Origin of the sequence: Providencia burhodogranariea DSM 19968 (assembly GCF_000314855.2) — a bacterium.
Classification (GTDB): domain Bacteria; phylum Pseudomonadota; class Gammaproteobacteria; order Enterobacterales; family Enterobacteriaceae; genus Providencia; species Providencia burhodogranariea.
The window spans coordinates 145,069-164,752 of record NZ_KB233223.1; the positions used below are offsets into that span (position 1 = coordinate 145,069).

The window sequence follows — 19,684 nt, forward strand, 5'->3', positions numbered from 1 at the left end:
GCATTTAAAGTTGAAGTAATACTCGAATTATACTTAACTTGAATGCTAAGCTATGATTTATAATTAGTTGTTTAATTAAAGCCTCTTTAGCTACAACCGATTCGCGCGGCTAATGAGAGAATTGATAATTTGAATATCAGTCTTCTCATTAGTCGCGAGGCTGTAGTAGGAAGAGAAAGCCAATGCCACTAGAGATGCTCAGGTGGCCTAAAATGAAGGGTAATATTTTGTTAAATCCTATCGTTCGCAAATTTCAATACGGCCAACATACCGTATCGATTGAAACAGGCATGATGGCCCGTCAAGCGACGGCGGCTGTTATGGTGAATATGGATGATACTGCGGTTTTCGTTACTGCGGTAGCTAAGAAAAAGGTTAAAGAAGGTCAGGATTTCTTCCCTCTGACTGTTAACTATCAAGAACGTACTTATGCAGCAGGTCGTATCCCAGGAAGTTTCTTCCGTCGCGAAGGTCGTCCTAGCGAAGGTGAAACTCTGGTCGCGCGTCTTATTGACCGCCCATTACGTCCACTGTTCCCAGAAAGCTTCTTGAACGAAATCCAAATCATTGCAACCGTGGTTTCTGTTAACCCACAAGTTAACCCAGATATCGTTGCTATGATTGGTGCTTCAGCAGCTTTAGCACTATCAGGTGTTCCATTCAATGGCCCGATTGGTGCTGCACGTGTTGGCTTCATTGATGACCAATATGTTTTGAACCCAACAGCAGATGAACTTAAATCAAGCCGTCTTGATTTAGTTGTAGCAGGAACAGAAAGTGCAGTGCTGATGGTTGAATCAGAAGCAGAGCTTCTGAGCGAAGAGCAGATGCTCGGCGCAGTTGTATTTGGTCATGACCAACAACAAGTTGTGATTAAAGAAATCAACGAATTAGTAAAAGAAGCTGGTAAAGAGAAGTGGGATTGGCAGCCAGAGCCAGTTAACCAAGCTCTGAGCGATAAAGTTGCTGAACTTGCACAAAGCCGTATGGGTGATGCTTACCGTATCACTGATAAGCAAGAGCGTTATGCACAAGTTGACTTGATTAAAGATGAAGTCACTGCTGCAATCGTTGCTGAAGATGAAAACGTTGATACCTCTGAAATTTCAGATCTTCTTGCCAGCCTAGAAAAACAAGTTGTTCGTACACGTGTTATCCGTGGTGAGCCACGTATTGATGGTCGTGAGAAAGACATGGTTCGTGCACTTGATGTACGTACTGGTGTTCTACCACGCACACACGGTTCTGCACTATTTACACGTGGTGAAACTCAGGCGCTGGTAACAGCAACACTGGGTACTGAACGTGATGCACAGGTGATTGACCAGTTAATGGGTGAATACACTGATCGCTTCTTGTTCCACTATAACTTCCCTCCATACTCTGTTGGTGAAACTGGCATGGTCGGGTCACCTAAGCGTCGTGAAATTGGTCATGGTCGTTTAGCAAAACGTGGTGTTCTGGCTGTTATGCCAAATCACGCTGATTTCCCATACACTGTTCGTGTTGTTTCAGAAATTACTGAATCAAACGGTTCATCATCAATGGCATCTGTATGTGGTGCTTCTTTGGCTCTGATGGATGCTGGTGTGCCAATTAAAGCTGCTGTTGCGGGTATCGCAATGGGCTTGGTTAAAGAAGGCAATGATTTCGTTGTTCTTTCTGACATCCTCGGAGATGAAGACCACTTAGGCGATATGGACTTTAAAGTTGCTGGTAGCCGTGAAGGTATCAGTGCACTGCAAATGGACATTAAGATTGAAGGTATCACTAGCGAAATCATGCAAGTTGCATTGAACCAAGCGAAAGGCGCTCGCCTTCATATCTTAGGAACAATGGAACAAGCAATCAATGGTCCTCGTGAAGAGATTTCTGAATTTGCTCCACGCATCTACACTATCCGTATCAATCCAGACAAAATCAAAGATGTTATCGGTAAAGGTGGTTCAGTTATTCGTGCACTGACCGAAGAAACTGGTACAACTATTGAAATTGAAGATGATGGTACTGTTAAGATTGCTGCAACTGATGGCCTGAAAGCGAAAGAGGCTATTCGCCGTATCGAAGAAATCACCGCAGAAGTTGAAGTTGGTCGTGTTTACCCAGGTAAAGTGACTCGTATCGTTGACTTTGGTGCATTCGTTGCAATCGGTGGCGGTAAAGAAGGTCTAGTTCATATTTCTCAAATCGCAGACAAGCGTGTTGAGAAAGTGACTGACTATCTGCAAATGGGTCAAGAAGTTCCTGTTAAGGTATTGGAAATCGATCGTCAAGGTCGTATCCGCCTAAGCATGAAAGAAGCTGTTGCGGCTGAAGAAACACCAGCACAGCAGCAGGATTCAGCACAATAGGCTGAATCTGAACAGCGCCCTATGGATGTAGGGCGTAATTAGCCATAATGTGCTGAATTAGTGGTAATGTAAGGACGGAGTATGCTGAACAGTATCTGTCTTCGGTTTCGAGGCTTAAACGGGGTAACTCGTGGGCTCTCTGCGCTTATCTTTTTTGTACTTCTTGGGTGCAGCAATAAAGATTGGCGTAAAAACGAGGTATTTGCCGTTCCTCTGCAACCCTCCTTACAACAAGAAGTAATATTGGCTCGTATGGAACAAATCCTTGCGAGTCGATCTTTGACCGATGATGAGTACGCTCAGCTTTTATATGAGCGCGGAGTGTTGTATGATAGTCTCGGTCTAAGGGCGTTGGCGCGTAATGATTTTTCAACCGCATTATCCATTCGTCCTGACATTCCTGAAATTTTTAATTTTCTAGGAATTTATTTTGCGCAGGCGGGCAATTATGATGCCGCTTATGAAGCGTTTGATTCTGTATTAGAGCTTGATCCAACTTACAATTTCGCGCGTATGAATCGTGGCATCGCATTATATTACGGTGGCCGTTTCAAATTAGCGCAGGATGATCTGCTGGCGTATTATCAGATAGATCCAAATGATCCTTTTCGTACACTATGGCTTTATTTAGTTGAGAAAGACATAGACCCGCGTATAGCGCAAGGTAACCTTGCAGCTCGTTATAACAGCGCGGAGAAAGGGCAATGGGGCTGGAATATCGTAGAGTTTTACCTTGGCAATATCAGTGAAAAGACACTGATGGAACGCTTAAAAGAAACTTCTGCGGATAACACTTCGCTCGCTGAGCATCTCAGTGAAACTAACTTCTATTTAGGTAAGCATTACCTAAGTCTGGGGGATAAGGATAGCGCTTCAACGTTATTCAAACTGACGGTGGCTAACAACGCTCACAGCTTTGTTGAACACCGCTATGCATTGTTGGAATTGGCGCTGTTAGGCCAAGAACAAGACGACCTTCTAGAATCGGGCCAGCAATAGCTGACGAACATTTCATGATTATTTTTCTAAGTCATCATCCCTAGGGATGACGGACTATTTGTTCGTTTAATAAAACAATTTGAGCCAGTTCACATTTTAAATGAAAATGACCGAAATGAATTTCGTACGGTTATGTAAACTGGCCGCCATAGAGTATGAGGCACATTTACATGACTACCGAGACTGATATCTCTTTCGCTGATCTAGGTTTATCAGCGTCTATTTTGACTGCACTTAACGACCTGGGATACGAAAAACCTTCACCAATCCAAAAGCAATGTATTCCATTGTTGCTGGATGGCAATGATGTATTGGGTATGGCACAAACTGGTAGTGGTAAAACCGCTGCATTTGGTTTGCCATTACTACACAACATTGACCCTGATTTAAAAGCTCCGCAAATCTTAGTCTTAGCACCAACTCGAGAGTTGGCTGTTCAGGTTGCTGAAGCGATGAGCGATTTTTCTAAACACATGAGCCGCGTTAACGTTGTTGCTCTGTATGGCGGGCAACGTTATGACGTACAGCTACGTGCTTTACGTCAAGGACCACAAGTCGTTGTTGGTACACCTGGTCGTCTTCTTGACCACTTAAAACGCGGTACTTTAGACCTGTCTAAACTGAAAGGCTTAGTACTGGATGAAGCTGATGAAATGTTGAGAATGGGCTTTATTGAAGATGTTGAAAACATCATGAGCCAAATTCCTGCTCAGCACCAGACAGCTCTGTTCTCGGCAACTATGCCAGAACCTATTCGTCGTATTACGCGCCGTTTCATGAAAGATCCGAAAGAAATTCGCATTCAAGCTAGCATTACAACACGTCCAGACATTACTCAAAGCTATTGGACTGTTAGTGGTATGCGTAAAAATGAAGCATTGGTTCGTTTCTTAGAAGCGGAAGATTTTGATGCTGCAATCATTTTCGTACGGACTAAAAACGCTACGCTAGAAGTTGCTGAAGCTCTTGAGCGTAACGGTTATAACAGCGCGGCACTGAATGGTGATATGAACCAAGCATTGCGTGAGCAAACTCTGGAACGTTTAAAAGATGGCCGTTTGGATATTCTAATCGCTACTGACGTTGCAGCTCGAGGCCTTGACGTTGAGCGTATCAGCTTAGTTGTTAACTATGATATCCCAATGGATGCAGAGTCTTATGTACACCGTATCGGCCGTACAGGTCGTGCAGGTCGTGCAGGTCGCGCATTACTGTTCGTTGAGAACCGTGAACGTCGTCTTCTGCGTAACGTTGAACGTACAATGAAACTGACTATTCCTGAAGTTGAATTGCCCGATTCTCAAGTGCTAAGCGAGCGTCGCCAAGCTAAATTTGCAGCGAAGATTCAACAGCAATTTGAAAGTAGCGATTTAGATCAGTACCGTGCATTGTTAGCTAAACTGTCTCCATCAGAAGATGTTGATATGGAAATGTTAGCAGCAGCATTGCTAAAAATGGCTCAAGGTGAGCGCGCGCTTATCCTGCCACCAGATGCACCACGCCGTCCACGTCGTGAATTTAGCGACCGTAATGACCGTGGAGATGACCGTCGTCGTGATCGCAATAGCAGCACTAACAGCAATGGTAATGGCTTTGATCGTGCTGAGCGTGGTGATCGTAGTCCTCGTCGCGAGCGTCGTGACGTTGGCGATATGGAGATGTATCGTATCGAAGTGGGTCGTGATGATGGCGTGGAAGTTCGTCACATCGTTGGCGCGATTGCTAACGAAGCAGACATCAGCAGCCGTTATATTGGTAATATCAAACTTTATGGTACTCACTCAACGATTGAGCTGCCAAAAGGGATGCCAACGGATGTATTAACTCACTTAAGCCGTGCTCGTGTTCTTAACAAACCAATGCAAATGCAATTGGTTGGTGATGCACAACCATTCGAACGTCGTGAGCGTCGTGGTGGTAGCGAAGGTGGTTTCGGTGCAGGCCGTCGTAACGACCGTGAAGGTAGTAGCCGTCGTGGTGCTGGTGACCGTGAAGGTGGCAACCGTCGTGGTGGTGCAGGTGCCGGCGCTGGTAACCGTGACCGTGGTAACACAAGTAGTGCCCCACGAGCACGTACTGAAGAAAGCAACACTGCAGCTCCACGCCGTCGTAGCTCTAGTCATAACGCATAATTAATTTTGCTACGAGCTTCTGAGAAAGAAGCTCGCAAGTAAAAAGTAAAACCCGCTATCTAAAATAGATATGAAGTGACCCCATAAAGTTGGACACTTTTAATTAAGCGGCTTGTAAGGCCTGATTTCGATATTCAACCGGAGTCAGGCCTTTTAATTTGGCTTTGATCCGTTTGGTATTGTAATACTCTATATCTTCGTCAATTTTATCAATCAGTTCATCGGCATCTCGAAAACGATAACCATGATACATTTCTGATTTTAATAGACCGAAAAAGTTCTCTGCAACGGTATTATCTAAGCAGTTACCCTTTCTTGACATGCTTTGTTTAACACCATTATTAGCAAGCTGTTTCTGATATTGATGATTTCGATAGTGCCAACCTTGATCACTGTGTAATAACGGTTTTTGAGTTTTGGTTAATCTAGACAATCCTCTTTTTAGCATCTCCATGACCAACGTTAAGCGTGTATTTTTAGCCACCTCATAGGCAACATTTTGGATCTACAACGCTATGATCTATTTCTGGAGAATTACAGTGCTTGCTTGATAAAAAATTTAATAAAGGTGGGTTACAATTCTCCCAATATTATTTTTTACTCAGTAGCTCTTCAGCTTGTTTTTGTGGCATCGGCAAGTGGTCATGGCTAACGACCACTTTTTTTACTTTATGATTAAAGGCACTGACAGTAATTTCTTCTAAAAGCCGAACTTCAACCGGGCTTAGGCCACCCTCATTTTTTTCTAGAGCTTGAACAATAATACGGTGATGTGTTGTCAAAGGCAGTCTAACGTTGAGTTTCATGGCATCAATAAGTTGCACCAAAAGGCTTTGAGCAACAATAAAATCACCAATGATCAGCCGTGATGACGAAAATTTTCCTGTTGCAGTGTGCTCTTCGTGGGTCTCTAAATTTTTTAATGTCATTGAATCGGTACGAAACTGCAAGTAGAAGTCAGCCATCAGTGATCTCCTTATATATTTATCATTTTTCAAGTTGTTTTGATTTCTTTACGAATTATCATTCCTTGAAATTTTTCAACTAGAATAGTTTCGAGGGTAAGTGTTATGCAGCTTGAACTATTTTATAAACATATTAATAAGTTAAATTAATCCAAGTGCCTCTTTTAACGGTTTTAAATAGCGGCGGCTTACTGGGATATGTTCGCCTGAACATAAGACTAGCTCTGCTTGTCCATTATCGCCAAACAAAATCTCACTTAGTTTCGTCATGTTGACCAAATATTGACGATGGCAACGAACTAGAGGGGTGCGTAATTCTAACGTCCTGAGAGTCAATTCAGTAAAGCCTTCTTGGCCTTGAGTACTCATTACATAGACACCACTCATTCTAGAGGTGATATATTGCACTTCATCTAATTTCATCAACCAAATACGGCTATGGCCTGTGCAGGGAATAAATTTTAAAGGTTCGTGTTCGCTAAGAATTTCAAGATTCTGTTTTTGCCTTCCCTGACGTAAACGTGTCAGGGTTTTATTGAGCCTTTCATTTTCTAGAGGTTTTAATAAATAATCAAAAGCATGCTCTTCAAAAGCTTGGATTGCGAATTCATTAAATGCCGTTAAAAAAACAATATAAGGCCTATCTTCTGGGTCGAGCATACGTACCATTTCAAGACCTGTAATGCGTGGCATCTGAATATCAAGAAAAACCACATCCGGTTTCTTTTTATGGATGACACTTATCGCTTCAATGGCATTAGCGCATTCGCCAATAATATCAATTTCATCATGTTCTTCGAGCAAACAACGTAAGTTTTCCCGTGCTAGTGGTTCATCATCCACAATTAATACATTCATATATACTCTTTATACTTCAAGTTACATGTAACTTAAATTATTTTGATTACAAGCCTAATCATTTTATTGTTTTAGCGAGTAGGGTAGCCGCAGCTGTACTCGTGTGAATTTTTCAGTTTCATATTCGACACTAACACCATATTGCTCGCCATATTTTAGGCGTAAACGTTTATCAACCAAGCTCATTCCTAATCCGTCACTCTGTGGCTTGGGTTGATAAAGACCTGCATTATCTTCGATTTCAATATAAACCTGTTCGCCACGAATATAGCCTCTTATTGTAATATATCCGGTATCTAATAATTGTGAAGTTCCATGTTTAATTGCATTTTCAACAATAGGTTGTAGTGAAAATGCGGGTAAATTTACCTGTTTTAGCGTGTCAGAGATATCCAGTTCTATCTGTAATTTTTCACGGAAGCGTGCTTTTTCAATTTGTAAGTAAGCATTCACATGCTCTATCTCTTCACCGAGAGTGGCATGCTGTTCAGGACGTTTGAGATTATTTCGAAAGAAAGTCGAAATATACTGTACTAACTGGCTGGCTTGTTGACTATCTCGACGGATAATCGCTTGCAGTGTGTTGAGTGCATTAAATAAAAAGTGAGGATTTACTTGCGCATGAAGTAGCTTCACTTCTGACTGTAACAAAGATTGTTTATTACGTTCATATTGCCCAGCAAGGATCTGTGCAGAAAACAAGCTAGCAATCCCTTCGCCAAGTGTTCGGTTGATAGAACTGAACAATTTATTTTTAGCTTCATACAGCTTAATAGTTCCAATTACCTGATTATTTTCCCCTCTTAATGGGATAACCAAGGCAGAACCTAACTTACAAGTAGCGCATAATGAACATTTATAAGGAGTTTCATTGCCATCGGCATAGACAACCTCATTGTTGTCGATAGCTTGTTTGGATTGTTTTGAGGCGATTGGCGTACCGGGTTGATGGTGATCAGCCCCTATGCCAATAAACGCTAAAATTTTATCTCTATCGGTAATCGCAACGGCACCTATTTCGAGTTCTTGATAGATGATTTTTGCAACTTTCATACTGTTATCAGCATTGAAACCTTTGCGCAAAATGCCGTCTGTACAAAGTGCGATTTTGAGAGCTTGTGCTGAAAATGCAGTGGTATATTTTTCAACAATGGCGCGGCGATCGAGTAAAATACGAATAAACATTGCAGCACCGATAGTATTTGCGATAACCATTGGGGCTGCTATATTTCTAACTAGTTCTAATGCTTCATCAAAAGGTCGAGCAAGTAGAAGAATGATCAGCATCTGAATGATTTCAGCGAAAAAAGTGACACAACTGGCGGTGATAGGATTGAATATTTTGTGTATTTGGCCGCGCTTCATGTAATAGCGATGGACTAAGCCACCAATTAAACCTTCAACAATAGTGGATACCATACAGCTAAATGCCGTCATTCCGCCGAGCGAATAGCGGTGTAATCCCCCAGTAAAACCAACAGCGAATCCTACAGCTGGACCACCAAGAAGACCGCCCAGCACAGAGCCGATAGCTCGTGTGTTAGCAATGGAGTCATTGATATGCAAACCAAAATAGGTTCCCATAATACAAAAGACAGAGAAAATGACGTAGCACATTACTTTATGTGGCAGACGGATAGTCACGTTCAATAAAGGGATTACAAGGGGCGTTTTACTTAGAGCCCAAGCAATAACTAAATAGACGCACATCTGCTGCAATAAAAGCAGAATGAGATCAAATTCGTACATAAGGTTTCCAGTTTCGGTATTTCAACGTGATTATTGTAACGTAACCCTTAAATTTGGTCATAGCGATTTACAGAAAGTAAACTATCTTTATTTGACATAAGAGTTGAGGCGATTCAATATTAGGGGTTATCCCTAGATGTGTGACTTTGCGCACAAATTTCTTAACGCTGTATAACTAAATACTGCGATAATCTTATAGAGATAGTTTCGCCCGTGATTATTTAAGGTTTATATTAATAATGAAAAAAAGAACAATAGCACTAATTTTGTTGATGCTGATTTTGATAGCGGTGGCTGCACTTTTTCATTCTCATAATCAATTTTTATTGTTGCAAGGTGAAGTTGATGCACCTGAAGTCATGGTCACGTCTAAAGCGAAAGGTCGTGTTATTGAGCGCCATATTGAACGTGGGGATGATGTTAAAAAAGGTCAATTATTATTGACGTTAGAAAGCCCTGAATTGGCGGCACAATATGCTGCATCGAAAGCTGCAGCGGCCCAAGCTAGAGCTAAACTAGCTCTTTCAGTCAATGGTACCCGAGAAGAAACTATCCGTAACTTGCAAGCCTCACTAGCGCAAGCGAAGTCTCAGTATCAAAATGCTACTCGCGAATATAACCGTTTAAATAATTTATCTGCTAAAGGTTATGTTTCAGCTAATGAACTCGATAGCGCACGTAAAGCTAAAGATGTGGCTTTTCAACAAGTACAAGGCGCACAAGCACAACTTGAAGAAGCTAAAAATGGTGATCGTATTGAACAGCGTCAGCAATATGAAGCTGCACTTCATGAAGAAGAGCAAAAATTAGCAGAAATACAGGTACAACTTGATGATTTACAAGTCAGAGCGCCTGTTGATGGTGAGATAGGACCCATCCCTGCTGAAGTTGGGGAAATCTTTAATGCAGGTAGCCCACTGGTGACGATGATCCGTCTGCCGGAATCTTACTTTATCTATAATTTACGTGAAGATATTCTCGCTGATGTCAAAAAAGGCGATAAAGTTCAATTAGAGGTGCCGGCATTAGGCGACAAAAAAGTTGAAGCGGTGATCCGTTATATTGCACCGAAGGGCGATTACGCGACCAAGAGGGCAACGCGTGCAACGGGTGATTTCGATTTAAAAACTTTTGAGGTCCGTATGTACCCTCTAGAGCCAATTGATGGCTTAAGACCTGGAATGAGCGTGTTATGGCGCTGGGATAAATAAAAGGCGCGGGTATGAACTTAAAATTTGCTTGGCATGGTTTTGAACATGCGTTTAGTCGAGAAACACAAGCTGCGATTCGTAGTCCAGTCTTTCACTGGTTAAGTTGGCTTTTCCCTCTAATGCTATTTACATTAGTGAGTGCTAACTTCTCTGAAGGGACATTAATGAATCTGCCTGTTTCAGTCGTGGATAACGATCATAGCCCGGCTTCTCGACAAGTTATCAGGGATTTAAATGCAGGTCCTCATGCTGATGTTAAGTCTACAGATAATAATCTCAACACATCATTAAAACGGCTAGCCAGCGCAAAAGACTATGCACTGTTGTATATCCCAACAAATTTTGAATCTGACGTGTTACGCGGCCGCCAGCCTGAATTGCGTATGTATTACAATGCATTATTTTATGCATCAGGAAGTTATGCCATTCAAGACTTTAGTGGGCTAGTGGCTGAGTTAAATGCTAAATACCGTACTCAACTGGCTCATTCAATGGGGAAAGCTTTACCTGCCTTGGCACAAGTCTCGCTTTCTTATGACAGCTTATTTAATCCCAGCGGTAGTTATATTTATTATCAGCAATTTGCGGCAACCATCCATATGCTGCAACTGTTTGTCGTGACTTGTACGATTTATACCTTATCACGAAGCTCAATTTTGCAGAGCGTCAAGCCTTTTGCTATGGCTGTACTAGGCAAAATGGCACCTTATACTTTATTTTTCACAACGTTATTGGTTGTTGAGCTAGCTGCATTGGTGAGCATCTTTGATGCTAAGGTGGTGGGAAATCCCCTCTATATGATAATGGTAGGGTTCTTTTATGTAATAGCGGCACAAAGTATAGGGTTATTGCTGTTTAGTTTCACAGCCAGTGCTATTACGGCTTATAGCTTAATTGGTATGTTAGTGAGTATTGCGTTAGCCTTCTCTGGAATGGCAGTACCTGAGCTATCAATGATTTTACCTGCTCAGATTATTTCAAACATTGAGCCACTAACTCATACATTGAATGCGATGTTTGATATCTTCCTGCGGGAAATATCATTTGGACGTATTATTCAGGTTTGCTTATTTTTACTGATTTACCCGATTGTAACGGCCCTTCTTATTCGTAAGCGGTTAGCTAAGCGTATCGCGGCACAAGGAGGAGAGCTTTAATGCAGATGTACTTTGCTACCTTCCGTAAAGTGTTGTTAGGCATGTTAGATAAGCCTATGTGGCTGCTACTGCTTGTTTCGTTGTGTGTAATGAGTTTAGTCTATGCGAAGCCAGTACTTTGGGATTTGCCAGTCGCGGTTATTGATATGGATCACAGTGTTGCTAGTCGTACTTTGATCCGTGATTTGGATGCAGCACCAAAATTGAAGTTACATAGCTTTGATAACTTAGCACAAGCAAGAAAGGACATGATAGATAGGCAATTATTTGCCATCATTATCATTCCTACTGATTTTGAACAATTTTTACTTAATGGTAAAAATATTACAATTCCCGTTTATGGTGATGCGACAAACCGGCTAGCGAGTGGTCAAATTCAACAAGAGTTAGTAAGCGCTTACCAGACGCTACTGAATAGCTATAACACGCAACTATTAGTAAATTCGGGCTTCAGTAAAGAACAAGCTAGTGTCATTATTACACCAATACGAAGTGTTACTGAGCCATTATATAATCCCGGTGTCAGCTTTGCTGCAATTGTGTTTCCTGGTTTGTTAGTCATGTTATTACAGCATTCATTACTCATTGCCTGTGTTCGTGTGAGTGTTGCTATTCGTAGTACACCGAAAGGTAAACCCCCTTTAGCAGTATATTTAGGCGCTTTGTCTGCTCTGATCCCGATTTGGTTATTTTTATCTACAGTATTCTTTGCATTGTGGCCTTGGATTTTGGGTTATCGCCAAGAGGCGCCTTTATATGAACTGTGGATGTTAACCTTCCCGTTCTTACTTGCTGTGATTGGCTTAGGTAAGCTGGTAACTGAGTGTCTACGTAGTGTGGAAATGATTTATCTCACACTGGCATTTATTACGACTCCTGTTTTTTATATGTCAGGTACTATTTGGCCACTACAGGCGATGCCTGAGTGGGTACGTATGATTGCTTCAGCCTTACCGTCAACATGGGCGACTAGCGCTATTGCGGGCATAAATCAGATGGGATTACCATTTAGTGGTGTTTTAATGGATATCGTAATGATGTTAGTCCTTGGGGTAATTTATTCGGTAATTGGTGTCTTTATCGGAATGTTACGCGACGGGGAATTGCGTCATATCGCCCATAAGATTCACCACCGGCTAAAATAGCATCAAAATTCATTTTTTATATTTTTAGTTTCATACTGTTACTGATAGAGAAACCTATATCAGTAACAGTATGAAAAAATCAAAGCCCCCCTTTCAACATTCTCATGTTGTATTATTTAATTGATAATATTGATCACTTGATATTCATCTATTCTTATTTTTCATACTTTAGAATTTTTCAACGTTAAAAAAATTATGCTTATATCACTCAGACAATATCGATGAAAATCATAGTAAATTGAGTATATTTATGTTCTTAACTCATTATTTAAAATAACTAGATATATAAAATTAATTTACTGTTTATGGATTATTTAAGAAAAAAAAAGCGATCTGAATTATAAGTGTTATTGCGTAAGTCATTCTTATAAGGATATGGGAAATATGGAAATGAAAAGTAATAACCGAGAAAGATTGCTAGTTAAAAGTACAGACAAAATCATTAGTCTTTCTTCTGGAAAAAATGAAACTATTCAGTTAAATTCTTTCAGTAGCAATAATGTGATAATAGAAAACTTTGATGGGGGATTGGATAAAATAGATTTGTCTCCATTTGGAGAACTTGTTTATTGGCTTGATGAAAATCCTGATTTCATTAAACAGCCGAATGGAAGTATGTCTATTAGCGATGAAAATGGCATCTCAATTGAATCGGGTCGTCGTAAATTGACGATACTAGATAATAATGGGAAAAAATTTGAAGTATTAATTAAGTTTAGCCCTGCAAGCATATCACCAGACTGGGCAAATAATCTAAGCACAGGATGGGCACTTAAAGATATTGAGCTTTTTGATATTGCTTCAAAACTTGTTGAAGATACTAAGGACCGCAAAATAGAAGGTAGCAGTGATGTAGATTGGTTATACGGTAGTATTGCCAATAACACACTGAACGGTGGTGCAGGTAATGATAGACTGGATGTTTCTAAGAGCAAAGGCCATAACGTATTAAATGGTGGTACGGGAGATGATATTATCTTCGGTGGTGTAGGTCGTAATATTTATCAGTTTAGCCGCGGTGATGGCAGAGATACTATTTATTTACATGGTAATTACTCACCAAATAATCCTAAAAGTGGTCAGGATATTCTAAAATTTGGTGAAGGCATTACTGTAAAAGATGTGAAATTGCAGAAAGAAAGTAATGACTTAGTCATCAGTATCATAGGAACAGAGGATAGCGTAAGGTTTGATAACTATTACTCTCAACACGATCAAAAAATTGGAAAGATAGAATTTGCAAATGGGACTATCATTGATAAAGCGGGTATTGATGGGTTGATTGATGCCAGTATTGCATTTTCAAATCTGGATAGACCAAGAATTGAAAGAATGCTTAATAGCATAGGTATATCATCAAGCTCTAGTACGGTTGAAGTTGATAAACTTATCAATGCAATGGCGATGTTCTCAAATAATCAAGGTTCAAGTTCACAAATAGATAATCATTCAATGGCTAATTTAAGTACCATGGCGGCTGGATATTCTTATCATGGTGATTTTATTTTACCGCATAAATAATTGTTAAATTTCATAAAGCCTTTAGTCACTACGCTGAATTCGATGTAGTGACTAAATTTCTCACCTACTAAGCGGTATTTCTCATTGTTTTGGCTCATATCATCAAGTTTATTTCTGTGGTCATTTAAGATACAGTGTTCCCTTTTTTAAGGAATATTATTTATGGATTTTACCGCCGTATTTTCTGCATTACTCTCTTTTGTAAGCTATTTCGCAATTGGTACTGTCATGGTATTAATATTTCTTTTCATTTATACACGCATATCCAGACATAATGAATGGGTATTAATTAAAGAGAATAATACTGCGGCAGGTGTTGCGTTCATTGGCGCAATGTTAGGCTATATTACACCTCTTTCAAGTGCGATTTCGAATTCGGTTAGCATTCTTGACTGTATTATTTGGGGTGTTATTGCATTAATTATTCAATTATTAGTCCTTGGCGCAACCAAAATATATATGCCAAAGATTGGTGAAAAAATTAAACAAAATAATGTTTCTGCTGGTCTATTTTTAGGTGGAACTTCTCTTGGATTTGGTATTTTGAATGCGGTAAGTATGAGCTATTAATCAACATAATCCATTAATGGCTCGCATTATGAGTGGGCGGCTATTATTCGGTATATATGTTTGAAATTAGTAATGATAAATATTTAACTATAACGATATTTAGAAGCATTGGCGATTGGGTTTCAGCGAATTATATCCATCATGTTTAAAATTATCGTTAGCAATAAATATAGACAAAATGTTCATAATGATAATGCCAGCGAAAGCTGGCATTATCACAATAGTTGATTCTAATATATCATTTCTAACCCGGCGACTTTTCGCCAATACCCATTACAGCTATGATCGGCTATTACAAGAGGTGCATCGCCTTTTTCATTCGCTTTGAATTGAGTTAGCACTTCGAGTGACTCAGTACTTTCGGGTGAAATACGTACAATATCAACGAGATCTTTCATTGAAGCAAGGTCATTACCAAGGTTATAGCAATAGCCACTTTGTGTTTGTAAGCCATTTAATGTGAATACCTGTTGCTGTTCTTGAGAGAGTACTTTTCGACCTTGTGGATAGTTGATGCAGCATGTTTCGCAATCATCTTTGGCTCGGTTTTCTGAACGAGCAGTGAAACAGCGAGCTGAATAGGCTAAAGGCAAATGCCCGTAACTCATGACTTCAACATCAAACTTGCCTCGAATCCCCTGTTCATCACACTGATTTAGTAAGTTGAGTAACCAATCTCGAGAAAGCTCAACGGGCATACACCAACGAATCATACCTTGGCGCAATAAAATATTGAGTGCTTGTGCGTTATAGCAATTGAGGCCATGGCCTGCAATAAAAGGTAAGTTACGTTCCACAAGCATGTTAATTACACCAAAATCATGTGCTTCCACTAAAAATTCGCCATTATCAACTAGTTTGCTAATTTCTTTTAGTTCAGAAGGAGCCTGTAATAATGCGAGAGAACTTAAAATAATTTGTTTTCCACTTAATGCAAGCTGGCGGGCTAGTTCAATCCAATCTGCGGGCTTCATTTCCCGGCGTTTACTACACACCGTTTCACCAAGATAAATAATATCGGCCTCACTATTTGCTGCTAACTGATAAAAATCATGTAAATCTTGTTTTGACCAATAATAGAGGACCGATCCTAATGCATACTTCATAACATTATCCTTATTACTGCCACTTACGATGATAAGCGCCAAGTGTAGTTTGGTTGCCTTCAGAAAGCTTACCAAGCACTTTTAACCACTTAGGGTCTGCGATAAATTGCTCGGGATTTGCGTTATATCTATCAATCGCTTGTCGCCAAATGCGTGTCACATCGCTGACATAGGAAGGACTCCGTTGGCGGCCTTCAATTTTAACGGATGCGATGTTAGCTGCCATCAAGTCAGGCAGTAGTTCAATAGTATTGAGGCTGGTGGGTTCTTCTAGTACATGGTATTTATGGTCATCAACTAAATAGCGGCCTTTGCAAAGAGTTGGATAGCCTGCATTCTCATTTCCTTGATAGCTATCGATTAACACTTCATTAAGGCGTGATTCCATTCCCTGATTTGTTTGTTGCCAACGAACAAAACGAGCGGGGGAACACGCCCCCACGGTATTTGGAGATTCGCCTGTTAAGTAAGAAGAGAGATAACAACGACCTTCAGCCATAATGCATAGGCTTCCAAAAGCAAACACTTCTAAGGGGACAGAGCTGCTTTTAGCTAATTGTTTGACCTGATGTATAGAGAGGACTCGAGGAAGCACGATACGATGTACATCAAAGTTGCGAGCATAAAAGCGAATAGCTTCTGTATTGGTTGCAGAAGCTTGCACTGATACATGGCGTTCAATGTACGGGTATTTATTTGCGGCATATTCGAGCATTGCAATATCGGCGAGGATCAGCGCATCAGCCCCCAAAGAAGCAGCAAGGTCAATGGAATCTTTCCACCGTTGGAAACCATTTGGATGGGCAAAGGTATTGATCGCAATATGGAGCTTACGCTTGCGATTATGTACATATAGTGCTGCTTCATGTAACTTTTTTTCAGTAAAGTTAAGCCCCGCAAAATGGCGTGCATTGGTATCGTTTTTTAATCCGATATAGACTGCATCAGCACCATTATCGACGGCAGCTTTGAGAGCAGGTAGGTTACCTGCCGGGCAGAGTAATTCCATGGAGTTTGTTCCAAGGTGAATTTTCGATAACTTATCATTCTAGTTAAGTCATGCGATGCCAGTTTTGATTTAGGGCAGTGATTTGGTTATTAGGGTTTGTTTATCTTTGCTGCTGATTTTTACCGGACTAATCGGTTTAAATAACAGCAATATACTCATGTCACGTACTTAGGGGACTAAAAAACATCACTAAAAACCCTAAATCGTAGATGAAAAGCGCCCTTCGGGTTCGATTAAACGTGATTTTTCGCGGTGTTGAGCGACTCTTACCTAGTTCACTAGGCGGCGAGCCACTCGTCTTGCTTCTTTTTGTTTTAACTAAAGACGTGTAATTCGAATAAAAATTGACCTTCAAAGATAAACAGCCCCTAGTAAAATTGATTTTTTAAAGGTGAGCCTATCGTAATTTTAGGTATTTATGCCAGTATTGTAGATCTGGATATTATGAAATTTCACTTAAATTTCTGACATAAAAGCTTTTTGAGATAAATGCATTGATAACAGTATCGGCATAATAAAAAATAAATATTGGCGAGAAGAGCAAATATTGATATAGGATCAAACCAATACTTATTATCTTTGGCAATATATGGTTATTCTATTATTAGGTGGGTCGATATATACGCCTGTTATACTCGTCATATTTCAAGTTGCAGCGTTGTTGAGTGCTCTCAGCTAGCCGAGTCACATAGTTTATCTATGCTCCCCGACTATCTTCATTTGTCGCCTAGCTGCACTTTGAATTATTTTGAGTATATAACACCTATTAATCTCCAGAAATCGCGGCTGATATTATATTGTCACGCGTAAATAGGCAGACAATTGATACGGGAGTCAGTGCTATGTTAGGAAAAATTCGTTCTCAACTTATGAGTAAAGGTCCTTTATTACTGAAGTTACCTTTAAAAGTGACCCCATTTGCTGTACAGCGTCAAGTGCTTGAGCAGTTACTCAGTTGGCAATTTCGCGAGTCGGTCAAAGAAGGGGAATTGGATTTTCTTGAGGATAAATGGCTGAAAGTCGAAGTCAGTGACCTTAACTTAGTCTGGTTTATTAGCTTACAAAATGGTTTGTTGGTAGTGAGAAATGAAGCACAAGCGGATGTCAGTGTTTGTGGGAAAGCAAATGATCTAATTCTTATCGCTGCACGTAAAGAAGACCCTGATACTCTTTTTTTCCAGCGTCGATTAGTTATTGAAGGTGATACTGAATTAGGCTTATATGTGAAAAATTTAATGGATTCATTCGAGTTAGAAAATATGCCTACACCATTACGTTTCGCGTTATTACAACTAGCCGATTTTATTAAGTCTGCCCAATATGATGAGGACACAGAGCACAAAAGCTCCGTGGCTGTCTCATGCTAATCCGTGTTGAAATTCCAGTTGATGCAATGGGTATCGACAGATTACTTCGCGATACCTTCCCAACACAAGCCGAAGCAGATCTGGTCAAAAAATTACGAGAAGATGGCTTGTTAACACTTGGGGTTGTTGCGACCAATGATGAAGGTGAAGTGATTGGTTATGTCGGTTTTACACCTGTTGATGTTAATAATGAAGATGTCCAGTGGGTAGGGCTTGCACCAATAGCTGTGAAGAAAACCTTTCAAAACCAAGGGATCGGCGAAAAATTAATTTATGAAGGGCTAGATAGTTTAAATGAGTTTGGGTATGGTGCTGTAGTCGTAGTAGGGGATACGCAATATTATAGCCGTTTTGGTTTTGAGCCTGCTTCAAAGCATAATATCACTTGCCAGTGGCCTGATTTACAAGATCATTTCATGATTTGTGGGCTAGAAAATGGCCTAATCAGCGAACATAAAGGTCAAGTGACCTATTCCTCACACTTTGATGCTGTTTGATTCGCCAAATAATTAATAACATTGTCAGGCTGGTCAAGTACCAGCCTTTCTTTTACTTTTTTACTGAGTTTTTTAACGCTAAACTCCAATTTTGAAGCCGTAGACCTGTCACCGACTAAACATTGAAAAACTAAACTTAATGGCATTTTCCCTTTCAGCGCTTTTGCGCCTTTTCCTTCTTTATGTTGTACAAAACGACGTTGCACATCTGTTGTAATACCACAATATAAAGCATGGTATTTATCTCGTATTAAGTACACATACCAGTTTTTTTGATTGGTCATTTTATTTTCCTTCTTGTTTTTTGTCTTTTTGTGCTGGTATATAAGGATTAATAATTTGGTTATACACTAAAATTCTATTTAATTATGATAAATATAACCTATTAAATTATAAACAAAAATTGCCATGTTTCTGTCATTAATTTGTAACCTAAATAGATATTGTTATTCAATTTTTTTAAACAATAAGAGCAAATTTTGCCAATTTTCATTGTGAACAAAGGCGCATAATATGACGTACATCACAGGGAGACAGTAAAACTTCCTGATAATACTAAATATACTGTGAGGAATTCATTATGAAAAAATCAACATTAGTCGCTACAGTTTTAGCATTAGGTGCTATTTCATTTGGAACAATGGCAGCTGAAGAAGTTCAACATTCTAATCAACCAGCACAAGGCTATGTCTCTGTTACAGGTGCGGTAAGTGTTAACGACCTAACTACACAATTGGCTAAAAAAGCTGATGAAGCTGGTGCAACTTCTTTCCGTGTTATTTCTGCTGGCGGCGAAAATAGTATGAATGGTGTTGCTGCTATCTATAAGTAACTCTATTCGTCATATTTACTCGTCATACTTCGAACCGTAGCGTTGTTGGCCGCGTTCATTCGCACTAGTCGCATACTTATGTATGCTCCTAGCGCCTCGTTCACTTACCGCCTAGCTACAACTCGAATTATTTAGAGTAAAGGCTTGGGTGAGATAGTCTAAAAACCCAAGTTAATTAGAGTGATAAAACTAATTAGAACCATTTTTTAATTAGT

General features: G+C 40.0%; 19 protein-coding genes. 12 read left to right on the plus strand and 7 right to left on the minus strand.

Annotation, left to right across the window (positions count from 1 at the left end; translation table 11 throughout):
- Positions 1-227: 227 nt before the first annotated feature.
- The 4 genes from pnp to OOA_RS11380 all read left to right on the plus strand — a co-directional run bounded on the left by pnp (position 228) and on the right by OOA_RS11380 (position 5,482).
- On the plus strand, positions 228-2,351 hold the full coding sequence (gene pnp / locus OOA_RS11370; RefSeq protein ID WP_008912291.1) for a polyribonucleotide nucleotidyltransferase: 2,124 nt from the start codon (positions 228-230) through the stop codon (positions 2,349-2,351).
- Positions 2,352-2,432: 81 nt separating this feature from the next.
- On the plus strand, positions 2,433-3,350 hold the full coding sequence (gene nlpI, locus OOA_RS11375; RefSeq protein WP_008912292.1) for a lipoprotein NlpI: 918 nt from the start codon (positions 2,433-2,435) through the stop codon (positions 3,348-3,350).
- Between the two features lie 115 nt (positions 3,351-3,465).
- Positions 3,466-3,537, plus strand: a complete 72-nt coding sequence (locus OOA_RS21375; protein WP_419177170.1) for a hypothetical protein — start codon at positions 3,466-3,468, stop codon at positions 3,535-3,537.
- Complete coding sequence (locus OOA_RS11380) at positions 3,521-5,482, plus strand: DEAD/DEAH family ATP-dependent RNA helicase (protein WP_008912293.1); 1,962 nt, start codon at positions 3,521-3,523, stop codon at positions 5,480-5,482. Before OOA_RS21375 ends, OOA_RS11380 begins: the two co-directional genes overlap by 17 nt.
- Before the next feature lie 103 nt (positions 5,483-5,585).
- Here OOA_RS11380 and OOA_RS11385 read toward each other — a convergent pair whose 3' ends face one another.
- The 4 genes from OOA_RS11385 to OOA_RS11400 all read right to left on the minus strand — a co-directional run bounded on the left by OOA_RS11385 (position 5,586) and on the right by OOA_RS11400 (position 9,054).
- Positions 5,586-5,966 carry an IS3 family transposase gene (locus tag OOA_RS11385; RefSeq protein ID WP_008912294.1) on the minus strand — a complete coding sequence of 127 codons (381 nt, stop codon included), beginning with the start codon at positions 5,964-5,966 and terminating at the stop codon, positions 5,586-5,588.
- A gap of 106 nt (positions 5,967-6,072) precedes the next feature.
- Positions 6,073-6,447, minus strand: coding sequence for a YjaA family stress response protein (locus OOA_RS11390; RefSeq protein WP_008912295.1), 375 nt, complete (start codon positions 6,445-6,447; stop codon positions 6,073-6,075).
- Between the two features lie 141 nt (positions 6,448-6,588).
- Complete coding sequence (btsR, locus tag OOA_RS11395) at positions 6,589-7,305, minus strand: two-component system response regulator BtsR (protein ID WP_008912296.1); 717 nt, start codon at positions 7,303-7,305, stop codon at positions 6,589-6,591.
- Between the two features lie 63 nt (positions 7,306-7,368).
- Positions 7,369-9,054 carry a sensor histidine kinase gene (locus OOA_RS11400; RefSeq protein WP_008912297.1) on the minus strand — a complete coding sequence of 562 codons (1,686 nt, stop codon included), beginning with the start codon at positions 9,052-9,054 and terminating at the stop codon, positions 7,369-7,371.
- Between the two features lie 239 nt (positions 9,055-9,293).
- On the opposite strand from OOA_RS11400, the gene OOA_RS11405 reads away from it, so the two are divergent.
- The 5 genes from OOA_RS11405 (at position 9,294) to OOA_RS11425 (ending at position 14,658) form a co-directional block, all read left to right on the plus strand.
- On the plus strand, positions 9,294-10,265 hold the full coding sequence (locus tag OOA_RS11405; protein WP_008912298.1) for an HlyD family secretion protein: 972 nt from the start codon (positions 9,294-9,296) through the stop codon (positions 10,263-10,265).
- 11 nt (positions 10,266-10,276) lie between these two features.
- A complete protein-coding gene (locus OOA_RS11410; protein ID WP_008912299.1) occupies positions 10,277-11,422 on the plus strand; it encodes an ABC transporter permease in 1,146 nt (381 codons plus the stop codon).
- Complete coding sequence (locus OOA_RS11415) at positions 11,422-12,567, plus strand: ABC transporter permease (protein WP_008912300.1); 1,146 nt, start codon at positions 11,422-11,424, stop codon at positions 12,565-12,567. The genes OOA_RS11410 and OOA_RS11415 overlap by 1 nt, the downstream gene beginning before the upstream one ends.
- Before the next feature lie 384 nt (positions 12,568-12,951).
- Positions 12,952-14,088 (plus strand): calcium-binding protein, encoded by a 1,137-nt coding sequence (locus OOA_RS11420; RefSeq protein WP_008912301.1) that lies wholly within the window; start codon positions 12,952-12,954, stop codon positions 14,086-14,088.
- A gap of 162 nt (positions 14,089-14,250) precedes the next feature.
- Positions 14,251-14,658, plus strand: a complete 408-nt coding sequence (locus tag OOA_RS11425; RefSeq protein ID WP_008912302.1) for a DUF350 domain-containing protein — start codon at positions 14,251-14,253, stop codon at positions 14,656-14,658.
- 230 nt (positions 14,659-14,888) lie between these two features.
- Here OOA_RS11425 and OOA_RS11430 read toward each other — a convergent pair whose 3' ends face one another.
- Entirely contained in the window at positions 14,889-15,764 is an 876-nt protein-coding gene (locus OOA_RS11430; protein ID WP_008912303.1) for a U32 family peptidase, read from the minus strand.
- 13 nt (positions 15,765-15,777) lie between these two features.
- Complete coding sequence (ubiU, locus tag OOA_RS11435) at positions 15,778-16,773, minus strand: ubiquinone anaerobic biosynthesis protein UbiU (protein WP_008912304.1); 996 nt, start codon at positions 16,771-16,773, stop codon at positions 15,778-15,780.
- Positions 16,774-17,615: 842 nt separating this feature from the next.
- On the opposite strand from ubiU, the gene ubiT reads away from it, so the two are divergent.
- Both ubiT and OOA_RS11445 read left to right on the plus strand, forming a co-directional pair.
- On the plus strand, positions 17,616-18,140 hold the full coding sequence (ubiT, locus tag OOA_RS11440) for a ubiquinone anaerobic biosynthesis accessory factor UbiT (protein WP_008912305.1): 525 nt from the start codon (positions 17,616-17,618) through the stop codon (positions 18,138-18,140).
- Positions 18,134-18,637, plus strand: coding sequence for a GNAT family N-acetyltransferase (locus tag OOA_RS11445; RefSeq protein WP_008912306.1), 504 nt, complete (start codon positions 18,134-18,136; stop codon positions 18,635-18,637). Before ubiT ends, OOA_RS11445 begins: the two co-directional genes overlap by 7 nt.
- Here OOA_RS11445 and OOA_RS11450 read toward each other — a convergent pair.
- Complete coding sequence (locus OOA_RS11450) at positions 18,610-18,921, minus strand: GIY-YIG nuclease family protein (RefSeq protein ID WP_008912307.1); 312 nt, start codon at positions 18,919-18,921, stop codon at positions 18,610-18,612. The genes OOA_RS11445 and OOA_RS11450 overlap by 28 nt on opposite strands.
- Before the next feature lie 296 nt (positions 18,922-19,217).
- Here OOA_RS11450 and OOA_RS11455 point away from each other — a divergent pair, with 296 nt between their 5' ends.
- The gene (locus tag OOA_RS11455) at positions 19,218-19,469 is read left to right on the plus strand and encodes a YdgH/BhsA/McbA family protein (RefSeq protein WP_008912308.1); all 252 of its coding nucleotides are present in this window, start codon (positions 19,218-19,220) and stop codon (positions 19,467-19,469) included.
- Positions 19,470-19,684 lie beyond the last annotated feature (215 nt).